We start from the raw sequence: 19,934 nt of genomic DNA, 5'->3' as shown, positions 1-19,934 counted from the left end.
AACGAATCGAACTGCTGCCCCCCTTAGCCGTTCGGTTCCCCGTCGCATGAATGTCCATTCATGCCACGTTGTGCAGCGCCAAGCGGCGTGTCCGCTTGGCGTTTTTTTTCGCCCTCCCCTCATCACTTGCTTGCCAACGCCGTGAGGGGAAAGTGCAGCCCTGGCTAGCCCAAGTCTCCACCGCCAACCGGCAGCACCGTCCCGGTGATGTACGAGGCCTCGTCCGAAGCCAGAAATAGAATCGCCCGCACCTGCTCGTCGATCGTGCCGTAGCGGTGCATCAGGCTGCTGGCAATGGTTTGGTCGACGATCCCCTGGTACCAAGTGGTTTCCTGCTCCGACAGGGGCGCCGTATTGCGCGGGATCTTGCGCGGCGGCGCTTCCGTACCGCCGGTGGCAACGGCGTTCACGCGGATGTTGTCGTCCGCATGCTCAAGCGCCAAGCTGGCCGTGAGCGCGTTCACGCCACCCTTGGCTGCCGAATACGGAATCCTGTAGATGCCGCGCGTGGCGATGGATGACACGTTCACGATCACGCCCTGCTTGCGCTCCACCATGTGCGGCAGCACGGCGCGACAGCACCACAGTGTTGGAAACAGCGAGCGGCGAATCTCCGCTTCGATCTGCGCCTCTTCATAGTGCTGGTACGGCTTTGCCCAGATCGTGCCACCGACGTTGTTGATGAGCACGTCGATGCGGCTGAAGGTGTCGAGTGCGGTCTGCACGGCATGCTGGGCACCTGCATAGGTTTCCAGATCCGCGGTGGTGGCGTGGGCCTGGCCGCCGGCTGCGGCAATTTCCGCCTGCACTTCGTAGACCAGCTCCGCGCGGTCCACCAGCAGCACCTGGGCACCCTCTTCCGCTGCGGCCATCGCAACGCCGCGCCCGATGCCTTGCGCCGCGCCGGTCACGATCACGGCCCTGTCTGAGAATCGTTGCATGCTCATGCCGCCTTTGCATTCGGTGTGGCGTTGGGCGTGAACTTCTCGTAGTGAAAGCTGTTGGGCTTCACGCCTGCGTCGTCAAAGTAGGTGCGCACGGCATCCACCATCGGCGGCGGTCCGCAGAGATAGACATCCACGTCGCCATCGTTCAGCGCGTTGGCTGGAATGTGCTGCGTCACCCAACCCTTGCGCGGATGGCTCGAAGCGGCGTCGGCCACGACGGTGGCGTAGCTGAAGTTCGGCAGCCGCGCCGCATAGGCCTCGATCGCGTCGACCTGCACCAGATCGAGGTCACGGGTCACGCCATAAATCAGATGCACCTGCTGCTGCGCATGGCTGCGCGCCAGCACCTCGAGCATCGACAGGAACGGCGCGAGACCCGTGCCGCCGGCCAGGAACAACAGCGGCCGCTGTACGTCGCGCAGATAGAAGCTGCCCAGCGGGCCTTGCAGATCGAGCTTGTCGCCCGGCTGCGCGGCTTCCAGCCAGTTGCTCATCACGCCGCCGGGAATCTTCTTGATCAGGAAACTGACCTTCGCTTCGCCGGGCGCCGATGAGAACGAATACGAGCGGTGTTGGCCGCTCCCAGGCACCCCGATGTTGACGTACTGGCCAGGCAGGAACACCGGCGCCGTGGCATCCACATCCAGTTCGAGCACGACGGCGGCATCGTTGTGCAGCTCGACTTTGGACAGGGTTGCGCCAAAGCTGCTCTGCCCGGTCTTGCACGTGGTCGACGTGGTTGGCACCGCGATCACGCAATCGCTTTGCGGCACCATCTGGCACGTCAGCACGAGGCCGGTGTTTTTCTCGTCTTCGGTCAGTGCGTCCTCGATGTAGTCGTCACCGAGGTCGTAGCTGCCGCTCTCTGCGCGGCACTTGCAGGTTCCGCACACGCCATCGGAGCAATCCATCGGCAGGTTGATCTTGGCGCGGAAGGCGGCATCGAGCACCTTCTCCCCCGCTTTGCAATCGATGAACCGCGTGACGCCGTCCTCGAAATTCAGTGCAACTGTGAAACTGGACATGGGATACCTCCACTGCCTCTTGTGCGTGCGCTGTGCCCGGACCAGAGGTCAAACGTGATAGACGTCGAGCACCTGCCGGATGTAGTCGTTCTTCAGGACGATCTTTTTGGATGCGATCAGGAAGCCATCACCGGACTTGCGCAAGGTGACGAACATCGTGCCGAAGAAGTGGTCGGTGGCCTTGTAGCGGTGGCACAGCGTGTGGAAGTTGTAGCGCACGTCAACGGCATCGTCGCGCTCGGTCATGACTTCCACGTTGGTGATGCTGTGGCTGGTTCTCGGCTCCGGCGTTGAAGCACCACTGCGCTCGGTCTTGATGCGGAAGACGCGATCTTCCAGCCCACAGCGATCGGGGTAGTACATCAACGAGATCTGGCTCTGCGGATCGTCGGTCAATTGATCGTCGTCATCCCATGCCGGCATCCAGTACGTGACGTCTTCTGCGTAGCACGCCAACCATGCATCCCACTGGCGGTCGTCGAGCAAGCGCGCCTCGCGGTAAAGCGCCGCGCAGATGTTCTGGTAATCGGTGTTCATGCCGGCACCTCTTCACCTTCCTTCTGCAATGCGTCGCGCATAACCTGCACCCAGTATTCGTGCTGGCAGACGAACAAGCCTTCGTCTTCACTGCGCTCGCCCGAGATGAGCGGCTTCAAGCCCATCTTCGTAGCGTTCTCGTCCGGGCCGCGCACCCACAGCGGCGCGCCGCGCGACAGGTCGTTCCACAGGGCGGTCGTGCCGGCATAGCCGTTCTGACAGGCGCGGAATTCCTCCAGGTCGTCTGCGGTACCCATGCCGGTGACGTTGAAGAAATCCTCGTACTGGCGGATGCGCGTTGCACGATCGGTGGCGCTCTCGCCCTTTGGCGCGAAGCAGAAGATTGAGACTTCTGTCTTGTCGACGCTGATCGGCCGTACCACGCGAATCTGCGTGCTGAACTGGTCCATCAGGAACACGTTCGGATACAGGCACAGGTTGCGGGTCTGATTGACGATGAAGTCCGTCTGGGTTTCGCCCACGCGTGCCTGGATTTCCTCACGGTGCGCATAGACCGGCCGCACTTCCGGGTTCATCGTCTGCGTCCACAAGAGGATGTGGCCGTTCTCGAAGCCGTAGACGCCCGCTACCGACTTGCTCCAGCTGTTCGCATCCACAGCCTGGGTGCCGCCTTCCTTGCGTCGGCCCATCGTCGCGGCGTAGTTCCAGTGCACGGTGCTGACGTGGTAGCCGTCGCAGCCGTTCTCCATCTGCATCTTCCAGTTGCCTTCGTAGATGTAGGAGGAGTTGCCGCGCAGCACTTCGAGCCCGTTTGGCGCCTGATCGACAATCTGGTCGATGATCACGCGCGCTTCGCCAAGGTAATCCTCGAGCGGCAGCACGTCGGCGTTGAGGCTGCCGAACAGGAAGCCGCGGTAGTTCTGGAAGCGCGCGACCTTTTTCAGGTCATGCGAGCCATGCGTGTTGAACTGGACCGGGTACTCGGTGGTCTTTTCGTCCTTCACCTTGAGCAGCTTGCCGGTGTTGGAGAACGTCCAGCCATGGAACGGGCACGTGAAGCTGCCCTTGTTGCCATGCTTGCGGCGGCAAAGCATTGCTCCCTTGTGCGCGCAGGCGTTGATGACCGCGTTCAACCCCCCGGTCTTGTCGCGGGTGATGACGATCGGCTGGCGACCGATCCACGTGGTGTAGTAATCGTTGTTGTTCGGAATCTGGCTCTCGTGCGCCAGATACACCCAGTTGTTCTCGAAGATGTGCTTCATCTCCAGTTCGAACAGGTCCGGGTTGGTGAAGATGTCTCGACGGCAGCGGAAAATACCCGCCGCCTCGTCATCCACCACCGCGGTTGACAGCAGGTGATCCAGTTCGTTGGCTTTGTCGATCAAGGCGGACATGGTCTTCTCCACGTTGAGGCGTCGGGTCTCAGGCCTCGGCCGAAGCACGCAGGCGGTTCACGCGCTGGTTGTCCTTGCCCTGCACCAGCGGCGTCAGGACGACGTTGAACTCGATGTCCTTGTACGCATCGGTCTTCAGATCGAGTGCGGCGCCGCCGGTTTTTTCAACCACGGGCGGAATCAGCTCTTCGCGAGTGGCGTAGGCGAAGTCGTCCCAGATCAGCGGATCGCCTTCGATGTTGAATTGCGTCGTCAGCTTGCGGTGGCCGTCGCTGGAGACGAAGAAATGCACGTGCGCCGGACGATTGCCATGGCGGGCAAGCCCGTTCAGCAGTTGCTGGGTCGCACCCTGCGGCGGGCAACCGTAACCCACCGGCATGAGCGTGCGGAATTCATACTTGCCATCGGCGCCGGTCCGGACTGCGCCACGCAGGTTGAACGCGCTCTGCTCACCGGTTGGATCAAAGTGCGAGTAGAAGCCGTTCGAGTTCGCATGCCAGCACTCGACCAGCGCACCGGCCAGAGGCTTGCCGTCCGGGCCAGCCACCGTACCGTGAATGATCAGCGGGCCTGCAGCCGGGTCCGGATCGATGTCGATGCGGGATACACCATCGCGCACCGTTGCGCCTGCAACGTACAGGGGGCCTTCGATCGTGCGCGGCGTGCCACCGTTGAGGCCAAGCGCCGCGTCCGCAGCGTCCATGCGGATGTCGAGGTACTTCTCCAGGCCCACACCGGCAGCGAGCAGTGCAGCCTCGCCGTCCTGGCCAAGCTTGTTCAGGTAGTTGATGCCCGCCCAGACTTCATCCGGTGTGATATCCAGATCGTCGATGGCCTTGAACAGATCGGCCAGCAGACGGTGGGTGATCTGCTTCAGGCGGGCATTGCCCTCCTTGCCATCCAGGTTGGTGGCGGCCTTCAACAGGTCCTGCACTTCTTTCGTTTGGAATACGTGCGCGTTCATGAGGGGTGTCTCCACTGGGTTCTATTGGGGAAATGTCCGAGCGATCTTTCAGCTTCAGGCGTCATCGCTGTGAATCGACGACGGGTGACGGCACAGCGGCGTCACGGCAATCTGCATGAACGAAAACAGCGGCAACGCCGCCAGGATGTCGTGCAGCTCGGCATTGCTCTGCACGTCGAAGATGCTGACGTTCGCGTACTCGCCAACCAGACGCCAGATGTGGCGCCACTTGCCGCTGCGCTGCAGCTCCTGCGAGTAGGCCTTCTCGCGCGCCTTGATCTCGTTGGCGACATCGGCGGGCATGTCGGCCGGCAGGTGAACATCCATGCGGACGTGGAACAGCATCGTGGTCTCCTTGGTGGGTTGTCTTGGTTGGGGTTGTTCTTGTTCTTATTGCCGGCGCAGTCGATCGAGCTTGTCGCGGTCGATCTGGATGCCCAGGCCGGGGCCGGTAGGCACCTGCAACATGAAATCGCGGTACCGCAGCGGCTCGGTCAGCAGTTCTTGCGTGAGCAGCAATGGGCCGAACAGCTCGGTGCCGAACTGCAGATCGCCAAAGGTGGAGAACACATGCGCGGATGCCGCCGTGCCGACTGCACCTTCGAGCATCGTTCCGCCGTACAGGCTGATGCCGGCAAGCTGCGCAATGGCCGCCACCTGCATGGCCGGCACAAGGCCGCCGGATTGCGCGATCTTCACGGCGAAGACATCGGCGCTGGCGCTGCGGGCCAGCTCAAACGCATCCAGCGGACCGTGCAGCGCTTCGTCGGCCATCATCGGCACGGCGAATTGGCGGGCGAGGCGTTCCAGCGCGGCGCGGTTCTCGGCGCGCACGGGTTGCTCGATCAGGTCGATGCCGCCGGCTTGCAGTGCCGCGATGCCGTTGGCGGCGTCGAGTTCGCTCCAGGCCTGGTTGACGTCCACACGCACGCTGACCGCATCCCCCAGTGCGCGCTTGATCGCCAGCACGTGGACCACGTCGTCGGCCACTGGGCGCAGGCCGATCTTCAGCTTGAAGATACGGTGGCGGCGCTCGGCCAGCATCGCCTCTGCCTCGGCAATGTCCTTCTTCGTGTCGCCGCTGGCGAGCGTCCAGGCCACCGGTAGCGCATCACGCAGCCGGCCGCCGAGCAGCTCCGACAGCGGCACGCCTAGCCGCCGTGCCTGCGCATCGAGCAGCGCCGTTTCCAGCGCGCACTTGGCAAAGCGGTTGCCCTGGATGGTCTTGCGCACGCGTGCCATGGCAGCCGCCACGTTGCGCGCATCCATGCCGATCAGCAGCGGAGCGATATGCGTGTCGATGTTGACCTTGATGCTCTCGGGACTCTCTTCGCCGTAGTTCAGGCCACCGATGGTGGTCGCTTCGCCCCAGCCTTCGATGCCGTCTTCGCAGCACACGTGCACGAGAACCAGCGTCTGGGTGTGCATGGTGGCGACAGAGAGCTTGTGCGGACGGATGGTGGGCACATCCACTAGAATGGCCTCGATCGAGCGAATCATGTTTTCCAGGTATCAGAGTGATGGTGATCAACTTGGAAACCAGATTACGCAGTGCGATTTATTGCGTCCAACACCGATTTAGTATCAGTTTCATACCTATAAGGTTGGATATGGAGTTACGCCACCTGCGCTACTTCGTCGCCGTTGCCGAAGAGCTGAACTTCACCCGCGCGGCCGAGCGTCTGCATATCGCGCAACCGCCCCTGAGCCGCCAGATCCAGCAGTTGGAAGAGGAGATCGGCGTGCTGCTGTTCGAGCGCGGCAGCCGCCCGCTCAAGCTGACGGAAGCCGGCCGCTTCTTCCACGCGCATGCACGGCAGTTACTGGCGCAGACAGCCGAGCTGGCCTCGATGACGCAGCGCGTCGGGCAGATCGAGCGCCGCATGTCGATCGGCTTCGTCGCCTCAACCCTGTACGGGATGCTGCCGAAGGTCATCCGGCGCTTTCGGGCGGAGTACCCGATGGTCGATCTGTCCATGCACGAGATGACCACCATGGACCAGATCCAGGCACTCAAGGATGGCCGGATCGACGTGGGCTTCGGTCGCATCCGTTATGAAGACCCGAACGTGCGCCGCATCCTGCTGCGCGATGAGCGCCTGATCGTTGCCCTGCCCTCGGGGCACGCGTTGCTTGACGCCAAGCCGGCGGTCTCTCTGCGCGATCTGGTGGGCGAAACGCTCATCATTTACCCCCGCGCGCCGCGCCCGAGCTATGCCGACCAAGTGCTCGCGCTCTTCCACGACCGCGCCCTGGAGCCGGCCAGGATTTACGAGGCACGAGAGTTGCAAATCGCCCTGGGGCTGGTGGCGGCAGGCGAAGGCGTGTCGGTGGTGCCGCGCAGCGTGGCCGGTTTGCAGCGCGAAGATGTCAGTTATATGGAACTGGACGACCCGCAGCTGGTCTCGCCCATTATCTTCAGCACGCGTCTGCTGGATGAGTCGGAAGACATCCAGGCCATGCTGAACCTGACCTACCGGCTGTACGAAGAGCAGAAGATTCCGCACTACCGGCCGACGTAAGCCTTGCAATACGGGCGCGCAAAGTTACACACGCGCAGGCACGTCGGCGGACTGGACACGACGGCCGCATGGGCTAGATTGGAGTGAAGCGCCCGTCTGCCTGCGATTGGAGCGTAGCGAGTGAAAAGAATACGCCGCCCCGTCAAGTTGTTGGCCCTGATTGCCGCGCCACTCCTGCTGCTTGCGGTGGCTGCTTGGCTTGTCTCCAGCGAGCTGAAGACCTCCGCGTGGCAGGCCAGCTACCTCGCCCGTCTCGGCAAGTCGCAAACCTTTCCTGTCAAGCCGGGGCCCAACGCCTCCGCGCGCTACCCGAACTCAGGCCCGTACGACGAGCGCCTCGGTTATCACCAGCTCTCCACGTTTCTGGATCGCCTGCACGCGCGCGGCTATATCGTCGCCCAGCAGGCCGTGCCGTCAAACGACATGCTCTCGCTCATGGAGCGCGGCCTGAATGCGCCCTACCACGAAAAAGATCAGGCCGGCCTGGAACTGCTCGACGATGACGGCCGCCCGATCTACCACGTGCGCCACCCCGAACGCATCTACGACCGCTTTGACGCCGTTCCGCCGCTGCTGGTCAATTCGCTGCTCGGGATTGAGAACCGCACCCTGCTCCAAACGGAATATCCCAAGCGCAACCCCGCCGTTGAATGGACCCGCCTGGCGCGCGCCGTGTGGGACCGCGCCGTGCGCATGGCCGATTCGGAGCATGAATCCCCTGGCGGCAGCACGCTCGCCACGCAAATCGAAAAGTACCGCCACTCGCCCGAGGGCCGCACTGATTCCCCCAGCGAGAAGCTGCGGCAGATGGCCTCCGCCTCGGTACGCGCCTATCTGAACGGCGAAGACACCACGGCCACACGTCACCAACTCGCCGTTACGTACTTGAACACCGTGCCGCTGGGCGCGCGCGCTGGCTTTGGTGAAATCCAAGGCATTGGCGATGCACTGTGGGTCTGGTACGGGCGCGACTTTGCGGAGGTGAACAAACTGCTGGCGCCAGACTCGACTGCGCCGGTGGCCGCCCGTGCGCTCGCGTACAAGGAGGCCCTGAGCCTGCTGGTATCGCAGCGGCGGCCGTCGTACTACCAGGAGAATCTTGACGAGCTCGAATCGCTGACGAACGCCTACCTGCGCATCCTGGCCACGGCAGGCGTCGTTCCGGCGGACCTGCGTGATTCAGCACTCGCACAATCGCTCAAGCAGCAGGCCCAGCGCGTGCGCCCACCCGCCGCACCCATCGAGCACAAAGGCACCAACGCCGTGCGCGTCAACCTGGCAGGCATGCTGGGGGTGCCGCGCATGTATGCACTCGACCGGCTGGACCTGACGGCCAGCAGCACGCTCGACGCGCCGCTGCAGCACGAGATCACCACCGAGCTGCGCAAGCTGCAAGACCCAGCACGTGCCAAGGCCGCGGGCCTCGTCGGCGACAAGATGCTCGAACACGGCGACCCGCGCGGCGTCACCTACAGCTTCACGCTCTATGAACGCGCGCCCGGCGGCAACCGCGTGCTGGTGCAGGCCGATACCTTCGACCAGCCGTTCGATATCAACGAAGGCGTGAAGCTGGATCTGGGCTCCACCGCCAAGCTGCGCACGCTGGTGACCTATCTGGAGATCGTGGCGGAACTGCATCAGCGCTATGTCGACCAGACGCCTGCCATGCTGCGCAAACTCAATATCCCCCCGCAGAACCCGATCGAGCGATGGGCCGTCGATTACCTCGCCCATGCGCAGGACCGCTCGCTGAACGCCATGCTGGAGGCATCGATGGAGCGCAAATACTCCGGCAACGCCGGTGAATGGTTTGCCACCGGCGGCGGCATGCAGAGTTTCGAGAATTTCGAGAAATGGGAAGGCACGCAGTTTTTCACGGTGCGCGAGGGGCTCAAGCACTCCGTCAACCTCGTGTTCGTGCGGATCATGCGCGACATCTCGCGCTATTTTCAGCACCAGTTGCCCAGCGCCGGCGCAGAGGCACTGGAGGACACGGATTCCCCCCAACGGCAGGTCTACCTGCAGCGCTTTGCCGACCGCGAAGGCAAGCTGTTCATGGGTCGCTTCTATAAGAAATACCGGGGCAAGACTGCCGAAGAGCAGGAAGACACGCTCGTGCAGAGCACGCATGCGACCCCAGTGCGACTGGCCACGATCTTCCGCAGCATCAACCCGCAAGCCGGGCCCGACAAGCTGGCCGCATTCATTCGTGCCTATCTGCCGGGCGCCAAGCTGGATGCAGTGACGCTCGCCAAGCTCTACAACAACTATTCGGTCCAGCGCTTCGACCTGGCGGACCGCGGCTACATCGCACGGCTGCATCCGCTGGAGCTGTGGCTGGTGGCGTACCTGCGCGAGCATCCGCAGGCGACGCTGGCGCAGGTCAACCAAGACAGCGCGGCCGAGCGGCAGGCGGTCTACAAGTGGCTGCTGCAATCCCACCGCAAGGGCGCGCAGGACAAGCGCATCAAGCAGTTGCTGGAGATCGAGGCGTTCCAGTCCATCCACACGATGTGGAAGCGGCTCGGGTATCCGTTTGAATCGCTGGTGCCGTCATATGGCACAGCCATCGGTGCCTCGGCAGATCGCCCCGCCGCACTGGCAGAGTTGATGGGCATTATCGAAAACGACGGCGTACGCCTACCCAGCGTACGCATCGACCGCCTGCGCTTTGCCGCCAATACCCCGTACGAAGTGCTGCTGTGCCGCGACCCAAGCGCCGGTGAGCGCGTGCTGCCGCCCGAGATTCCACGCATCGTCAAAGCCGCGCTGGCCGGCGTGGTGCAAGGCGGCACCGCCAAGCGCATCGACGGCACCTTTGTCGACGCAAACGGCAAACCCATCACCGTGGGCGGCAAGACCGGCACCGGCGACAACCGCTTCAAGACCTTCAGCCGCGGCGGCGGGCTGATTTCCGAGCGCGTGGTCAGCCGCTCAGGCGCCTTCGTCTTCTATCTTGGCGATCGCTACTTTGGCACCGTAGTCGCCTACGTGGCCGGCGCAGATGCGGCCAAGTACAAGTTCACCAGCGCACTGACGGTACAAGTACTCAAGGTGCTGGCCCCCACCCTGATGGGCTACCTGGATCTGGCCGACGCAGCGCCCGCGTTCAACTGCAAGGTGCCGCAAGCCACCGCGCAAGAGCAAAAACTGGATTGATCTCCGCCAAGCACACTCAGCGTCAGCACATGCCCCCAGACGGGGTGGCCGTACCCCTGCCTGTGGGGGGGTGCTCGTTTTGACCTCTCAACCAAAACGGCCCAAAAAGCCGAAAACGGCCTGACTGCAAGGGTTGTCGGGTTCCCACACGTTAAACAGCTCCCCAGAAATTTCGCAAAAAACTACGAACAAAATGCGCGTTTTTGCGCGCGTTTTGTCCCAGAACCAGTTGGAAAGTGCGCGGCGAGCGGCAAAACGCAGTCGAGACACCAAGAAACCCCTGAATCTGCCGTCGTTCGCAGCTTCTGCGCCACCGTCGCCGACTACCCCAAGAAGCGCTCCCCTGGCGGGTTTCCCGGCACCCACTGCAGTAACGCAAACCACGTCATCTAAAATAGACTTAAGTCTGTTCTTATTTTCTTGCAGATTAACCACCGGGAAATCCCCCAAAAGGGGAAAAACCTAGCGTTTGCCCGGCGGTATAACCGCCCCCGATCGGGGGGAGTTAATGCAGCGGCATCACTCCCCGCTAATCACCCTGAGCATATCGGCGGCGTCTGCTTGGTCGGCACCACGGGCGAGGTAGTCGTACAGTACAGCAACCACCGCGTACCGGCGCTGAGCGTCCAGCCGCAAGCCACGCTCGCGCTGCCATTCCTCCAAAGCCTCCTCAGCGAGCTGCAACAGCTTGGGGTCAACCTTTGATGTACCAGCCACGACGGTGCCGACAACCTTGGCGGGCTGCCTAGGCGCCTCGGTAACGTCCGCCACCCCAGCCCCGCCGCTACGCGGCAGGTAACGGGCTGGTATCTCGTACATGCGGCGCGTGCCACCTATGCCTTTGCGCTCCTCGAATTGCCAGCCCTCAGAGGCGGCACGCTCGATGACCTTGCCCTTCGTCGTGGGCAAGCCTTCCAGGCGCATCTTGGCTATTTCGGCTGCCGAGTAGAGCTTTTCGGGCGGCACACTCAATCCCCTAAAAGTATTCCCGTCAAGGCACACTTCATGCGCCAAGGGGCAGATGCTTTCGCATCAATAAAATCAATGGGTTACATGGATTACGCGCTAAGGGCGCGAATCATCCAAGTGTTCCCATGCGGAATAGTCTTGACGGAACTCTTCGGAACACTTAATCTTCGCTAAACCAGACCTTCGGGACTACGCCCCGACCAAAAAACCGGCGAATGCCGGTGGATGCGAAGAGACCGCCATGAGCAAAAAACAAGCCGCCGGATGGCACCGCGAAGACATCAAGGCCGCCATCCGCAAGAAGGGCAGCACGATGAACGACCTGGCGCGGGAGAACGGTTTGCCGCCTTCGACCGTCCGCAATGCTCTGACCCGCCCCGCCTACTCCGGTGAACTGGCCATCATGCATTTTCTGAACGTTCCGGGCCATGAACTATGGCCCGAACGCTGGACGCCGGAAGGCCGGCGCATCCGCCCTCGCTACGCCCAGAAGTATAGCGGGACGGCGCACTTCGACACGGTTAAAGCCGCTGCCTAGTACTTCGATCCACTTTTAGCACCGGGGGAACACATGTTCGACGTCCAAGACCTGGCTAAGCGCATTAGCGACCGCGCCGACGCTGATCTGCCCAAGTGGCAGCAGCAGATGCCCGAAGACATTCGCGCCAACATGAAGGTCGGCTATCTCACGCACATGCTGGCCGAGCTGTTGAGCGGCGGCATGTCGATCGAGGAAGCCCGTAACCGGATCGACGGGGTTTAACCATGAACAAGCGCCGTCAATCCAGCCGCGCCGCGCACAGCGCCGGCCAGCTCGCTCTTAACTTCGACGTCTTCGCCGTCGAGACGCCCGCCGGCGTGGTTGCCGTCAAAGGCGAGAACGCTCTGGACGCAGGCATCCGCCAGGCGCTCGTCTCCGCGCTGGATGCCGCCTTCGGCAAGGGCCTGTCCCGCGAACGTGTTGCAGATGGCATGGCCGACATCCTCTGCCGCCCGGTCACCAAGGCGCACCTGGACCTGTGGGTTGCCCCGAGCCAGGCCGACCGCCGCATTCCTGTGGACGCCTTCATGGCGGTGATGATGGTCTGCCAGGACTTCACGCCGCTGGACTGGCTTGCTGCGCAGTTCGCACGCAAGGTGCTCACCGCCGAGGAAGTCCTGTGCGCCGAGTTCGGCGCCATGGAGGTGTTGCGGCGCCATCTGACTGCGAAGTCCAAGGCCATCGAAGGCCAGATGGACGAGAAGCTGTTCGGTCAGATCGCTGAACGGATCAAGCGGGGTTAAGTCGTGCTCAATCCGAATCAAAAGGCGACGGCGCCCAACGAAGAAAGGCCTCTGGCCAGTACGGAATGCGCGTGCGCCAAAGCTCTAGGTATATCGACCCAGCACTGGATGTGGTGTCACGATAGGAGCCGCCTGCTTGCAGATAGGGTTCGCTCCGGACAAGCACATCAAGCAGCGCCTGCCCCATGCGGCAATGCGTTGCGGCGGCAAGCACAAAAAGTGAGCGCTCAAACGGGCTGCTCCACTTCCTCCGCTTGCGTACAGACGGTGTTGCGGCAGCGAACTGCGCAATCGCCAACTCATTCTGCTCGGTCCACGCCAGCAACGCATCGAATCCTAGGCGCCCTAACTCGTCTGCGAGTTCGACTACGTCTTCTTCGCTTAGAAGCGCTTCAAGTTCTTCCGCGAGCGTTCTGCTGGCTGACGCGTAGTTGCCTAGTCCCATTGCTGGCTCGGTTCAAAAATGGACGGCAAATTTAACATGGCCTCCACTGTCGTCGTGAAAGCCAGCTACAGCGCGAGCGAACTTGCTGAGTTGCGTCTTCCTGTCCTACCGACGTCCAAAGGGAAGCTGATTGCAAAGGCTGCCCGCGAATCTTGGCCGTTTGTCGAAACGACCGGCGTAGGCGGTACCCGCCGCGAGTACACACCGCCTGCCGAGGTGATGGACTCGATCCGCGCGAAGGCAGCCCAGCAGTTGGTGGCCGTCGCCGCCCCGACCGCTGCGGCCCGCGAACTCACGCCGCACCAGCGCCGCGACGAAACCCGCGCACAGACGCTGAAGGCCGATGCACGAAAGGGAGTACTGGCAGCACTTAACGCCCTGATGGAGCGCTCGCACTACACCCGCAAGCGCGCCGCCACGGTCCTGCTCGACATGGCACGCATCGGCACCGCCAGCGAGCAGCTGGTCGCCATGCTCAAGCTCGCCCGCGACGAACGCGGGCGCAGCAGCGCGGACGGTCTGCCTTCGGTTCGTAGCATTCTGCGGTTCGTTGAATATGAGCGCTGCGGCAACCTGGTGCCCAAGCTCCCCGAGCGGGACATGTCCGTGCCGGCATGGGCGCCGTTCTTCCTGGGCCACTTCCAGCGGCCGGAGAAGCCTTCGGTGGCACACGCCTACGAACTGTTCCTCAAGGAATGGACGCAGGTGCCACGCGTGGAGGTACCAAGCGTGCACCAGGTGCGCCGCTTCCTGGCCAAGATCGGCAACGTGAGCCGCGAAGCCGGCCGCATGGGTGCGCGCGAGCTGAAGACGATTAAGCCGTTCATCCGGCGCGGGTTCGAGAGCCTGCTGCCGGGCGACATCTACAGCGCCGACGGCCACACCTTCGACGCTGAAGTCCAGCACCCGCTGCACGGTCGCCCCTTCCGCCCGGAAATCACGACGGTGGTCGACATCGCCACCCGCAAGGTGGTGGGCTGGTCGGTCGGCCTGGCCGAGAGCGCTCTCGCGGTGCTTGATGCCCTGCGTATGGCCTGCATCGAGCGCGGCATCTGCGCGATCTTCTATGTCGACAACGGCTCCGGCTACGTCAACTCGATGATGACCGACGAAGCCACCGGCCTGATGGGTCGGCTGGGCATGGAGATGGTCAACAGCCTGCCCTACAACTCGCAAGCGCGCGGCGTCATTGAGAAGCTGCACCAGACCATTTGGGTTAAGGCTGCACGCGAAGTGGAAGGCTACATCGGCCACGACATGGACCGCGAGGCAAAGCTGGCCACCTTCAAGCTGTCCCGCAAGGCAATCGCCACGCGCGGCGAGGTGGTGGCCATGCCTCTGATGGCCTGGCAGCAGTTCGTGACCTTCGCGCAGCAGAAGGTGGACGAGTACAACGACCGCCCGCACCGCTCGCTGCCCAAGATCGTTGACCCGGCATCCGGCCGCCGCCGCCACATGACGCCGAACGAGCAATGGCAAGCCTTTGAAGACAAGGGCTTCGAGCCGGCGCGCGTGCACGACGACGACGCGCTGCCGCTGTTCCGCCCGCAAGTGCTGCGCACCGTGCGCCGCGCCGAGCTGGAGGTGTTCGGCAATCGCTACTTCAACCGCGACCTGGAGGAGTTCCACGGCGAGCAGCTTGCCGTGGGATACGACATCCACGACCCCAGCACGGTGTGGGTGTACGACGACACCGGCCGCTTCATCTGCACCGCCGAGCTGGACGCCAACAAGCGGGACTACATGCCGATGTCGGTCATCGAGCGTGCGCGCGAGAAGCGCGCCGAGGGCCGCGAGAAGCGCCTGCAGGCAAAGCTCACCGAAGTACGCGAGGAACTGCACGGCGCCCCTGCGTTGGAGTTGAACCCCAGCGACACCATCGTCATCCCCGGCTTCATGAACATTCGCCGCGACCAGCTCGAAGAGCGCGCGAAGGCGGCACTGGACGTGGAAACCATAGACGTTAAGGCGCCGGTGGCCACCCCGATGAGCACGGCCCATGCGCCGGTCTGGTCAGTGCCAACGACAACAGAAGCCCGCTACGCCGAATGGCAGCGGCTGATCAACCTGAAAGAGGAGGAAATCGACAGCGAGAAGGCAAGGAAATGGCGGCACACCTACCAGGAGACCGCCGAGTTCCGGACATGGCAGCGGAAGACCGCTTGAAGACACCCGCTTAACCAACGCGCTGCTGTAGCAGCAGCAACGCATTAGCAACAGGAGAGCCTGAATCATGACCCAACGCCCCGCGACCGTCAATCTGGTCGCCCCCATCACCAACCTGCACCTGGTTGCCGTCACGCTGGAGAAGCTGCTCGCACGCGTCAATGGCCTGCCTGGCATCGGCGTGATGTTTGGCCCGCCCGGCACGGGCAAGACAGTGGCCTGCAATACCGTCGCCACCGAAATGCGCGGCTACTACGTGCAGGTGCGCAGCGCCTGGAATCGCAAGACGCTGCTGGCCAAGATCCTGGCCGAAATGAGCATCGAGCCCGAGAAGACCATCCCGGCGATGCTCGACCAGGTGGCCGACCAACTGCGCGGCAGCCGCCGTCCGCTGATCATCGATGAGTTCAACAACTGTCTACGCAACGGCTCGATGATCGAGCTGGTACGCGACATCTACGAAGCCAGCCACGGCACGCTGCTGCTTGTGGGTGACCAGCGCATCCCGGCCAAGCTCCGGAGCTGGGAAGCGTTCGATAGCCGCGTCATGGCCCGCATCGAAGCGGCCCCGGTTTCGCTCGATGACGCGCGCAAGCTCGTGCCGATCTACTGCCACGGCGGCGTCACCATCGCCGACGATCTGCTCGAACACGTGGTCGCCAAGGCCGCCGGCTCAGTGCGCCGCGTTTGCGTGAACCTCGCTCGCATTCACGAGGAAGCCATGATGCTGGCCGAGTCGGAAATGACGCTGGCGTTGTGGGGCGACCGCGAGCTGTACCAGCCTGCAGCAACGGGCAGCAAGCGCCAGAAGGCGGAGGGGGACGCCCATGTCGCGTAAGCCCGCCCACCTCGAAATGAAAGGCGGCAAGTCTCCGCGCCAGCGCGTTTGGGAAGCCATGCGCCGCCACCGCGAGTGCTTTACGCAACGCGACCTTGCCGAGGTCGTGGGTGGCCTGGAAGGCGTCATCGAAGACTACGTCAGGAACCTGCTCAAGGCTGGATTCATCGAGGTTATCCCGGACGAGAGGGCCGGCCGCATTGCGGTGCGCAAGTCCTACCGTCTCGTCCGGGATAACGGCGTTGAGGCCCCCCGCGTCCGTAGGACCGGGGAGATCGTGACCAAAGGCCGAGGTAACGAAGCCATGTGGGGAACGATGCGCCGCATGTTCAGCAAGCCGGGCAACGACTTCAACTATCGGGAGCTGGCGGGCATGTGCAGCACGGCCTCGCACCCGGTACTGGTGCAGACCGCGAAGAACTATGTGCTGTACCTGGCTGCGGCTGGCTACCTGCAAGAAACGAAGCCTGCCGTACGTGGCAGTTGCCCTGTGCCGGCTCGGTACTTCCTCAAGCTCGACACCGGCCCGCGTGCCCCGATGATCCAGCGCGCGTGCCAGGTCTTCGATCCCAACCCCAAATACAACCGGGTGATGTGGACCGAGCAAAAGGGGATGGACGATGAGCAATGACGTTAAGCCACTGCCGGCATACATGGTCGAAAGCTGGTTCATCGGCCTGCAGCGCGAGGTCAAGGCCAGCACGACCGCCAAGGTTGCAGAGCGCATGGGTGTCTCGCGGCCAACGCTCTCGATCCTGCTGAACGGACTCGGCGAGTACGGCAAGGGCACCGCCAGCACCGCCCGGATCGAGATGCGCTACCGCCAGGCATTCGAGCGCATCACGTGCACGTATGACGGCAAGCAGGTCGATATCGAGCACTGCCGCGAGAAGGCCCTGGGCAAGGCGCCGAATCACAACCCAATGAAGATGCACCACTGGCAAGCGTGCCAGGGCTGCCAGTACAAGCCGAAGCCGAAAGCACCGCCGCCGGTCGTCGTCAAGCGTGCGCCGAGCAAATCAGGCAAGCAGCCCGACATGCCGATGGCCGCATTGGACACCAAGACCCTGCCGCTGCCCGAAGTGGGCGGCCCCCAAATCGACTTAACCGTTAAGGAGCCCTCGCAATGAAGCGCAATCAACGAACAGTGCCCCGGGCACTCCACGGCAGCCTGGTCGTCACCAAAGGCCCGCAATTCGACAACCTGGTCACGGCCGAGCTGCGCACCGGCCTGGCCCGCATTCGCAGCGAGGTTGCCGCTGCTGCGAAACGCCTGGGAGCGGAATGGAAGCTGATGCGGGAACGCATGGCCATCCAACGCAAGCTGCGCCGCCAGACGAAAGAGCTGACGCGTGGAAACCGCGAGGTCGACTGGATGCGCGAAGAGCTGATGAAGGCCGAGCGCAATCAATCCGCCCTGGAGCTGTTGTACCGCCAGAACGAAGAGAAGCTGCTGGCGCGCCTCGCACAACTGGACCGGGGGCTGTGATGCGCAAGCGCATGACTATCCGCCAGTTTCTCCACACCCGCCTGGGCTTCGTCGTTTGGACGCTCGTGGTGGCTCTCCTGGCCTTCAACGCAGGCCAGATTTCCAACCCGGCGCAAGGTCAGGCGTACAGCCGGCCGCGCGTGACCCTCTGAAAGGACGCAAGGCAATGAGCGACATCAAAAGCAACCGCGTGCAGATCATCGAGCTAATCATGCAACGCCCTGACATCCGCACGCCCGAGATCGCAGACGCGCTGCAGCTCTCCAATCCGCAGAGTTACATCGTCGGGGAGCTGGACCGCGAGGAGATCCTGGTTAAGAACGTGCCTAGCGAACACGGCGGCCGGCCGGTCAACGCGTACCGGATCAATCCGGACAACCCGCCAGACCTGACGCTAAATCCGCGTCAGCGTGTAGTTAAGGCGGCTGGCAAACGCCAGGCTGCAGGCACGGAGGAATGCAGCTTTGCATTGTCCTCGCGCGGTGACCTGACCATCAACGATGGCCGCAAGGAAGTACACCTGACGGCCGCCGGTACCACGCAGCTGATCGCCTACCTTGACCGCATCAACGTCGACCAGGTCATGAAGGCGGCGGGGGTTGCCTGATGCCGTTGCCGACGTTCACGTGCCCTGTCTGCCGTTGCTTCATGTCAGCGGAAGTGGTGTTCGCCCACGAAGGTATCAATGAGGCCATTCGGCATCTGTGCAATGCGCACCCGAAGGGCGGCGAACTGCTGCGACCGCTGCTGGCATACGTGGGCATGTTTGCACCCGTTAAGACCGAAATGCGACGTGACCGCGTGGCCGCGCTCCTGCGCGAACTGGTGCCAATGATCAATGCCGGCACCGTGCGCGACAAACACTGCGTTACCCACGCTGCACCGCTTGAGTATTGGCGCCAAGCGTTGGACGAGATGATCGCGCGCCGCGATACCGGCGATCTGCAACTGCCGCTGAAGTCGCACGGCTACTTGCAGACCGTCGTCGTCGGCCTGGCCAGCAAGGCAGCAGCGACGGCCGAGCGCAACACCGAGGCGCAGCGCGCGGGCCACGCCGGCATGGGCACCCAGGCAGAGCGCGTGCAGGCCGTCACCGTCGATGCACCGAAACGCTCCGCCCCGTCACCGGAGATTCGTCAAAACCTACTGCGCGCGGCGGGGAGCAGGCGCGCGGAAAACCAAGAGGCAACGCAATGAAAACGACCCCGGAAGGTGAAGCGCGCCGAGCTGAGATGCGGTTGCTCGCAGAACATATTGTCGGCCAGCCCATTGAGTGGAACCAAGAGCTTTCCGTCCTGATGGATTGCGCGTTTCACATCCTGGCCCAGCAGGACCAGCGAGAAGACCCCATGCGCGTCTTGGAAGACTTCGCGGGTGCCACGGCGCTATTCACCTATGCCGCCGCAATCGGCTGGATCAGCGATAAGGCCGCAGATGAGTTGGTCGACTTCGGTCGCCACGCCAGAAGCGTGGCCATGAGGAAGTGGGCCGGGAAGGTTGTCACTGTCCACCGTGGAGCCGGCCGTGGCGATGGAGTACCGCAGGGCGTCACCAAGCACTAAACGATTCACTCAGGAGCAACTCATGTCCATTCAACACACCCCCACCCAAGGGGCCTACATGACCAACGCCCACGGGCATCTCGTGCCGAAAGAACTGGTTAAACCCATTGATCTGGCGCGCGATCAGCTCGTGTGCGAACTGTTCAAGAAGGCCGACTCAGTGCAGGAAATTCTGCGCAGGCTCAAGAACACAGCCTTCCAAGATTTCGAGGCATTCGTGGAGATGTCAGCCGAGGAGTATGGCGTCAAGCGTGGCGGCGCCAAAGGCAACGTGACGCTGCACAGCTTCGACGGCAAGTACAAGGTGCAACTCTCGCGCGCCGAGAACCTGAAATTCGACGAGCGCCTGCAGGCGGCCAAGGCGATCATCGATGAGCTGCTGACCGAGTGGGCCGAGGGATCGCGCCCGGAGATTCAAGCCATCATCCAGCGCGCTTTCGACACCGACAAGGAAGGCGAACTGAACACCGGCCGCGTGCTGTCGCTGCGCAACTTGGACATCAAGGACGAGCGCTGGAAACAGGCCATGAAGGCCATTGGGGACAGCCTCCAGGTGGTCGGCACCAAGAGCTACGTGCGGTTCTACAAGCGCATTGAGGGCAGCGACGAGTACGAGGCGGTGCTGCTCGATATCGCCAAGGTCTGAGCGCGCGCAATGACTACGCCTAAGAC

The 19,934-nt window shown here is 62.9% G+C and carries 25 protein-coding genes; 15 read left to right on the top strand and 10 right to left on the bottom strand.

Annotated features, from left to right (window positions below; genetic code table 11):
- Positions 1–164: 164 nt before the first annotated feature.
- Genes JHD73_RS11220 through JHD73_RS11190 form a run of 7 tightly spaced genes read right to left on the bottom strand, consistent with a single transcriptional unit; the run spans position 165 to position 6,328 of the window.
- On the bottom strand, positions 165–947 hold the full coding sequence (locus JHD73_RS11220; protein WP_199030359.1) for a 1,6-dihydroxycyclohexa-2,4-diene-1-carboxylate dehydrogenase: 783 nt from the start codon (positions 945–947) through the stop codon (positions 165–167).
- Positions 944–1,972: a benzoate 1,2-dioxygenase electron transfer component BenC gene (gene benC / locus JHD73_RS11215; RefSeq protein WP_199030358.1), complete on the bottom strand. Its 1,029-nt coding sequence runs from the start codon at positions 1,970–1,972 to the stop codon at positions 944–946. Before benC ends, JHD73_RS11220 begins: the two co-directional genes overlap by 4 nt.
- A 48-nt stretch (positions 1,973–2,020) precedes the next feature.
- Positions 2,021–2,509 (bottom strand): benzoate 1,2-dioxygenase small subunit, encoded by a 489-nt coding sequence (benB, locus tag JHD73_RS11210; RefSeq protein WP_199030357.1) that lies wholly within the window; start codon positions 2,507–2,509, stop codon positions 2,021–2,023.
- Complete coding sequence (locus tag JHD73_RS11205) at positions 2,506–3,864, bottom strand: Rieske 2Fe-2S domain-containing protein (protein ID WP_199030356.1); 1,359 nt, start codon at positions 3,862–3,864, stop codon at positions 2,506–2,508. Before JHD73_RS11205 ends, benB begins: the two co-directional genes overlap by 4 nt.
- A gap of 28 nt (positions 3,865–3,892) precedes the next feature.
- Entirely contained in the window at positions 3,893–4,828 is a 936-nt protein-coding gene (gene catA / locus JHD73_RS11200) for a catechol 1,2-dioxygenase (protein ID WP_199030355.1), read from the bottom strand.
- A gap of 54 nt (positions 4,829–4,882) precedes the next feature.
- Positions 4,883–5,173 (bottom strand): muconolactone Delta-isomerase, encoded by a 291-nt coding sequence (gene catC, locus JHD73_RS11195; RefSeq protein ID WP_199030354.1) that lies wholly within the window; start codon positions 5,171–5,173, stop codon positions 4,883–4,885.
- 45 nt (positions 5,174–5,218) lie between these two features.
- Positions 5,219–6,328 carry a muconate/chloromuconate family cycloisomerase gene (locus tag JHD73_RS11190; protein WP_199030353.1) on the bottom strand — a complete coding sequence of 370 codons (1,110 nt, stop codon included), beginning with the start codon at positions 6,326–6,328 and terminating at the stop codon, positions 5,219–5,221.
- Between the two features lie 110 nt (positions 6,329–6,438).
- Between JHD73_RS11190 and JHD73_RS11185 the strand changes: the two genes are divergently transcribed.
- Entirely contained in the window at positions 6,439–7,350 is a 912-nt protein-coding gene (locus JHD73_RS11185; RefSeq protein ID WP_199030352.1) for a LysR family transcriptional regulator, read from the top strand.
- 120 nt (positions 7,351–7,470) lie between these two features.
- Positions 7,471–10,509: a transglycosylase domain-containing protein gene (locus JHD73_RS11180; protein ID WP_199030351.1), complete on the top strand. Its 3,039-nt coding sequence runs from the start codon at positions 7,471–7,473 to the stop codon at positions 10,507–10,509.
- Positions 10,510–10,596: 87 nt separating this feature from the next.
- Here the strand turns inward: JHD73_RS11180 and JHD73_RS11175 are convergent, their stop codons facing one another.
- On the bottom strand, positions 10,597–10,944 hold the full coding sequence (locus JHD73_RS11175; protein WP_151180531.1) for a hypothetical protein: 348 nt from the start codon (positions 10,942–10,944) through the stop codon (positions 10,597–10,599).
- A gap of 84 nt (positions 10,945–11,028) precedes the next feature.
- A complete protein-coding gene (locus JHD73_RS11170; protein ID WP_151180532.1) occupies positions 11,029–11,475 on the bottom strand; it encodes a hypothetical protein in 447 nt (148 codons plus the stop codon).
- Positions 11,476–11,719: 244 nt separating this feature from the next.
- Here JHD73_RS11170 and JHD73_RS11165 point away from each other — a divergent pair, with 244 nt between their 5' ends.
- The 3 genes from JHD73_RS11165 to JHD73_RS11155 are packed head-to-tail and all read left to right on the top strand — an operon-like array spanning position 11,720 to position 12,762.
- Entirely contained in the window at positions 11,720–12,016 is a 297-nt protein-coding gene (locus JHD73_RS11165) for a helix-turn-helix transcriptional regulator (RefSeq protein ID WP_064804932.1), read from the top strand.
- 33 nt (positions 12,017–12,049) lie between these two features.
- The gene (locus JHD73_RS11160) at positions 12,050–12,241 is read left to right on the top strand and encodes a hypothetical protein (RefSeq protein WP_064804935.1); all 192 of its coding nucleotides are present in this window, start codon (positions 12,050–12,052) and stop codon (positions 12,239–12,241) included.
- A gap of 2 nt (positions 12,242–12,243) precedes the next feature.
- The gene (locus tag JHD73_RS11155) at positions 12,244–12,762 is read left to right on the top strand and encodes a hypothetical protein (RefSeq protein ID WP_064804938.1); all 519 of its coding nucleotides are present in this window, start codon (positions 12,244–12,246) and stop codon (positions 12,760–12,762) included.
- 7 nt (positions 12,763–12,769) lie between these two features.
- On the opposite strand, the gene JHD73_RS11150 is transcribed toward JHD73_RS11155, so the two are convergent.
- A complete protein-coding gene (locus tag JHD73_RS11150; protein WP_064804941.1) occupies positions 12,770–13,207 on the bottom strand; it encodes a hypothetical protein in 438 nt (145 codons plus the stop codon).
- A gap of 36 nt (positions 13,208–13,243) precedes the next feature.
- Between JHD73_RS11150 and JHD73_RS11145 the strand changes: the two genes are divergently transcribed.
- The 10 genes from JHD73_RS11145 to JHD73_RS11100 all read left to right on the top strand — a co-directional run bounded on the left by JHD73_RS11145 (position 13,244) and on the right by JHD73_RS11100 (position 19,908).
- Positions 13,244–15,373 (top strand): Mu transposase C-terminal domain-containing protein, encoded by a 2,130-nt coding sequence (locus tag JHD73_RS11145; RefSeq protein WP_064806428.1) that lies wholly within the window; start codon positions 13,244–13,246, stop codon positions 15,371–15,373.
- Between the two features lie 67 nt (positions 15,374–15,440).
- A complete protein-coding gene (locus tag JHD73_RS11140; RefSeq protein ID WP_064804944.1) occupies positions 15,441–16,211 on the top strand; it encodes an AAA family ATPase in 771 nt (256 codons plus the stop codon).
- Positions 16,201–16,842, top strand: coding sequence for a hypothetical protein (locus tag JHD73_RS11135; protein ID WP_064804946.1), 642 nt, complete (start codon positions 16,201–16,203; stop codon positions 16,840–16,842). The genes JHD73_RS11140 and JHD73_RS11135 overlap by 11 nt, the downstream gene beginning before the upstream one ends.
- Positions 16,832–17,341, top strand: a complete 510-nt coding sequence (locus JHD73_RS11130; protein WP_233176903.1) for a MarR family transcriptional regulator — start codon at positions 16,832–16,834, stop codon at positions 17,339–17,341. Before JHD73_RS11135 ends, JHD73_RS11130 begins: the two co-directional genes overlap by 11 nt.
- Positions 17,338–17,700, top strand: coding sequence for a hypothetical protein (locus tag JHD73_RS11125; RefSeq protein WP_199030350.1), 363 nt, complete (start codon positions 17,338–17,340; stop codon positions 17,698–17,700). The genes JHD73_RS11130 and JHD73_RS11125 overlap by 4 nt, the downstream gene beginning before the upstream one ends.
- A gap of 11 nt (positions 17,701–17,711) precedes the next feature.
- Positions 17,712–17,852 carry a hypothetical protein gene (locus JHD73_RS11120; protein ID WP_199030349.1) on the top strand — a complete coding sequence of 47 codons (141 nt, stop codon included), beginning with the start codon at positions 17,712–17,714 and terminating at the stop codon, positions 17,850–17,852.
- 14 nt (positions 17,853–17,866) lie between these two features.
- Positions 17,867–18,307, top strand: coding sequence for a hypothetical protein (locus JHD73_RS11115; RefSeq protein WP_199030348.1), 441 nt, complete (start codon positions 17,867–17,869; stop codon positions 18,305–18,307).
- Between the two features lie 41 nt (positions 18,308–18,348).
- The gene (locus tag JHD73_RS11110) at positions 18,349–18,897 is read left to right on the top strand and encodes a hypothetical protein (protein WP_233176902.1); all 549 of its coding nucleotides are present in this window, start codon (positions 18,349–18,351) and stop codon (positions 18,895–18,897) included.
- The gene (locus JHD73_RS11105) at positions 18,894–19,262 is read left to right on the top strand and encodes a hypothetical protein (protein WP_199030346.1); all 369 of its coding nucleotides are present in this window, start codon (positions 18,894–18,896) and stop codon (positions 19,260–19,262) included. Before JHD73_RS11110 ends, JHD73_RS11105 begins: the two co-directional genes overlap by 4 nt.
- Before the next feature lie 22 nt (positions 19,263–19,284).
- The gene (locus JHD73_RS11100) at positions 19,285–19,908 is read left to right on the top strand and encodes a DUF3164 family protein (RefSeq protein ID WP_199030345.1); all 624 of its coding nucleotides are present in this window, start codon (positions 19,285–19,287) and stop codon (positions 19,906–19,908) included.
- Positions 19,909–19,934 lie beyond the last annotated feature (26 nt).

The organism is Ralstonia sp. ASV6, from assembly GCF_016429285.1.
Taxonomy (GTDB): domain Bacteria; phylum Pseudomonadota; class Gammaproteobacteria; order Burkholderiales; family Burkholderiaceae; genus Ralstonia; species Ralstonia flaminis.
This window is presented reverse-complemented; position numbering and strand designations above follow the sequence as displayed.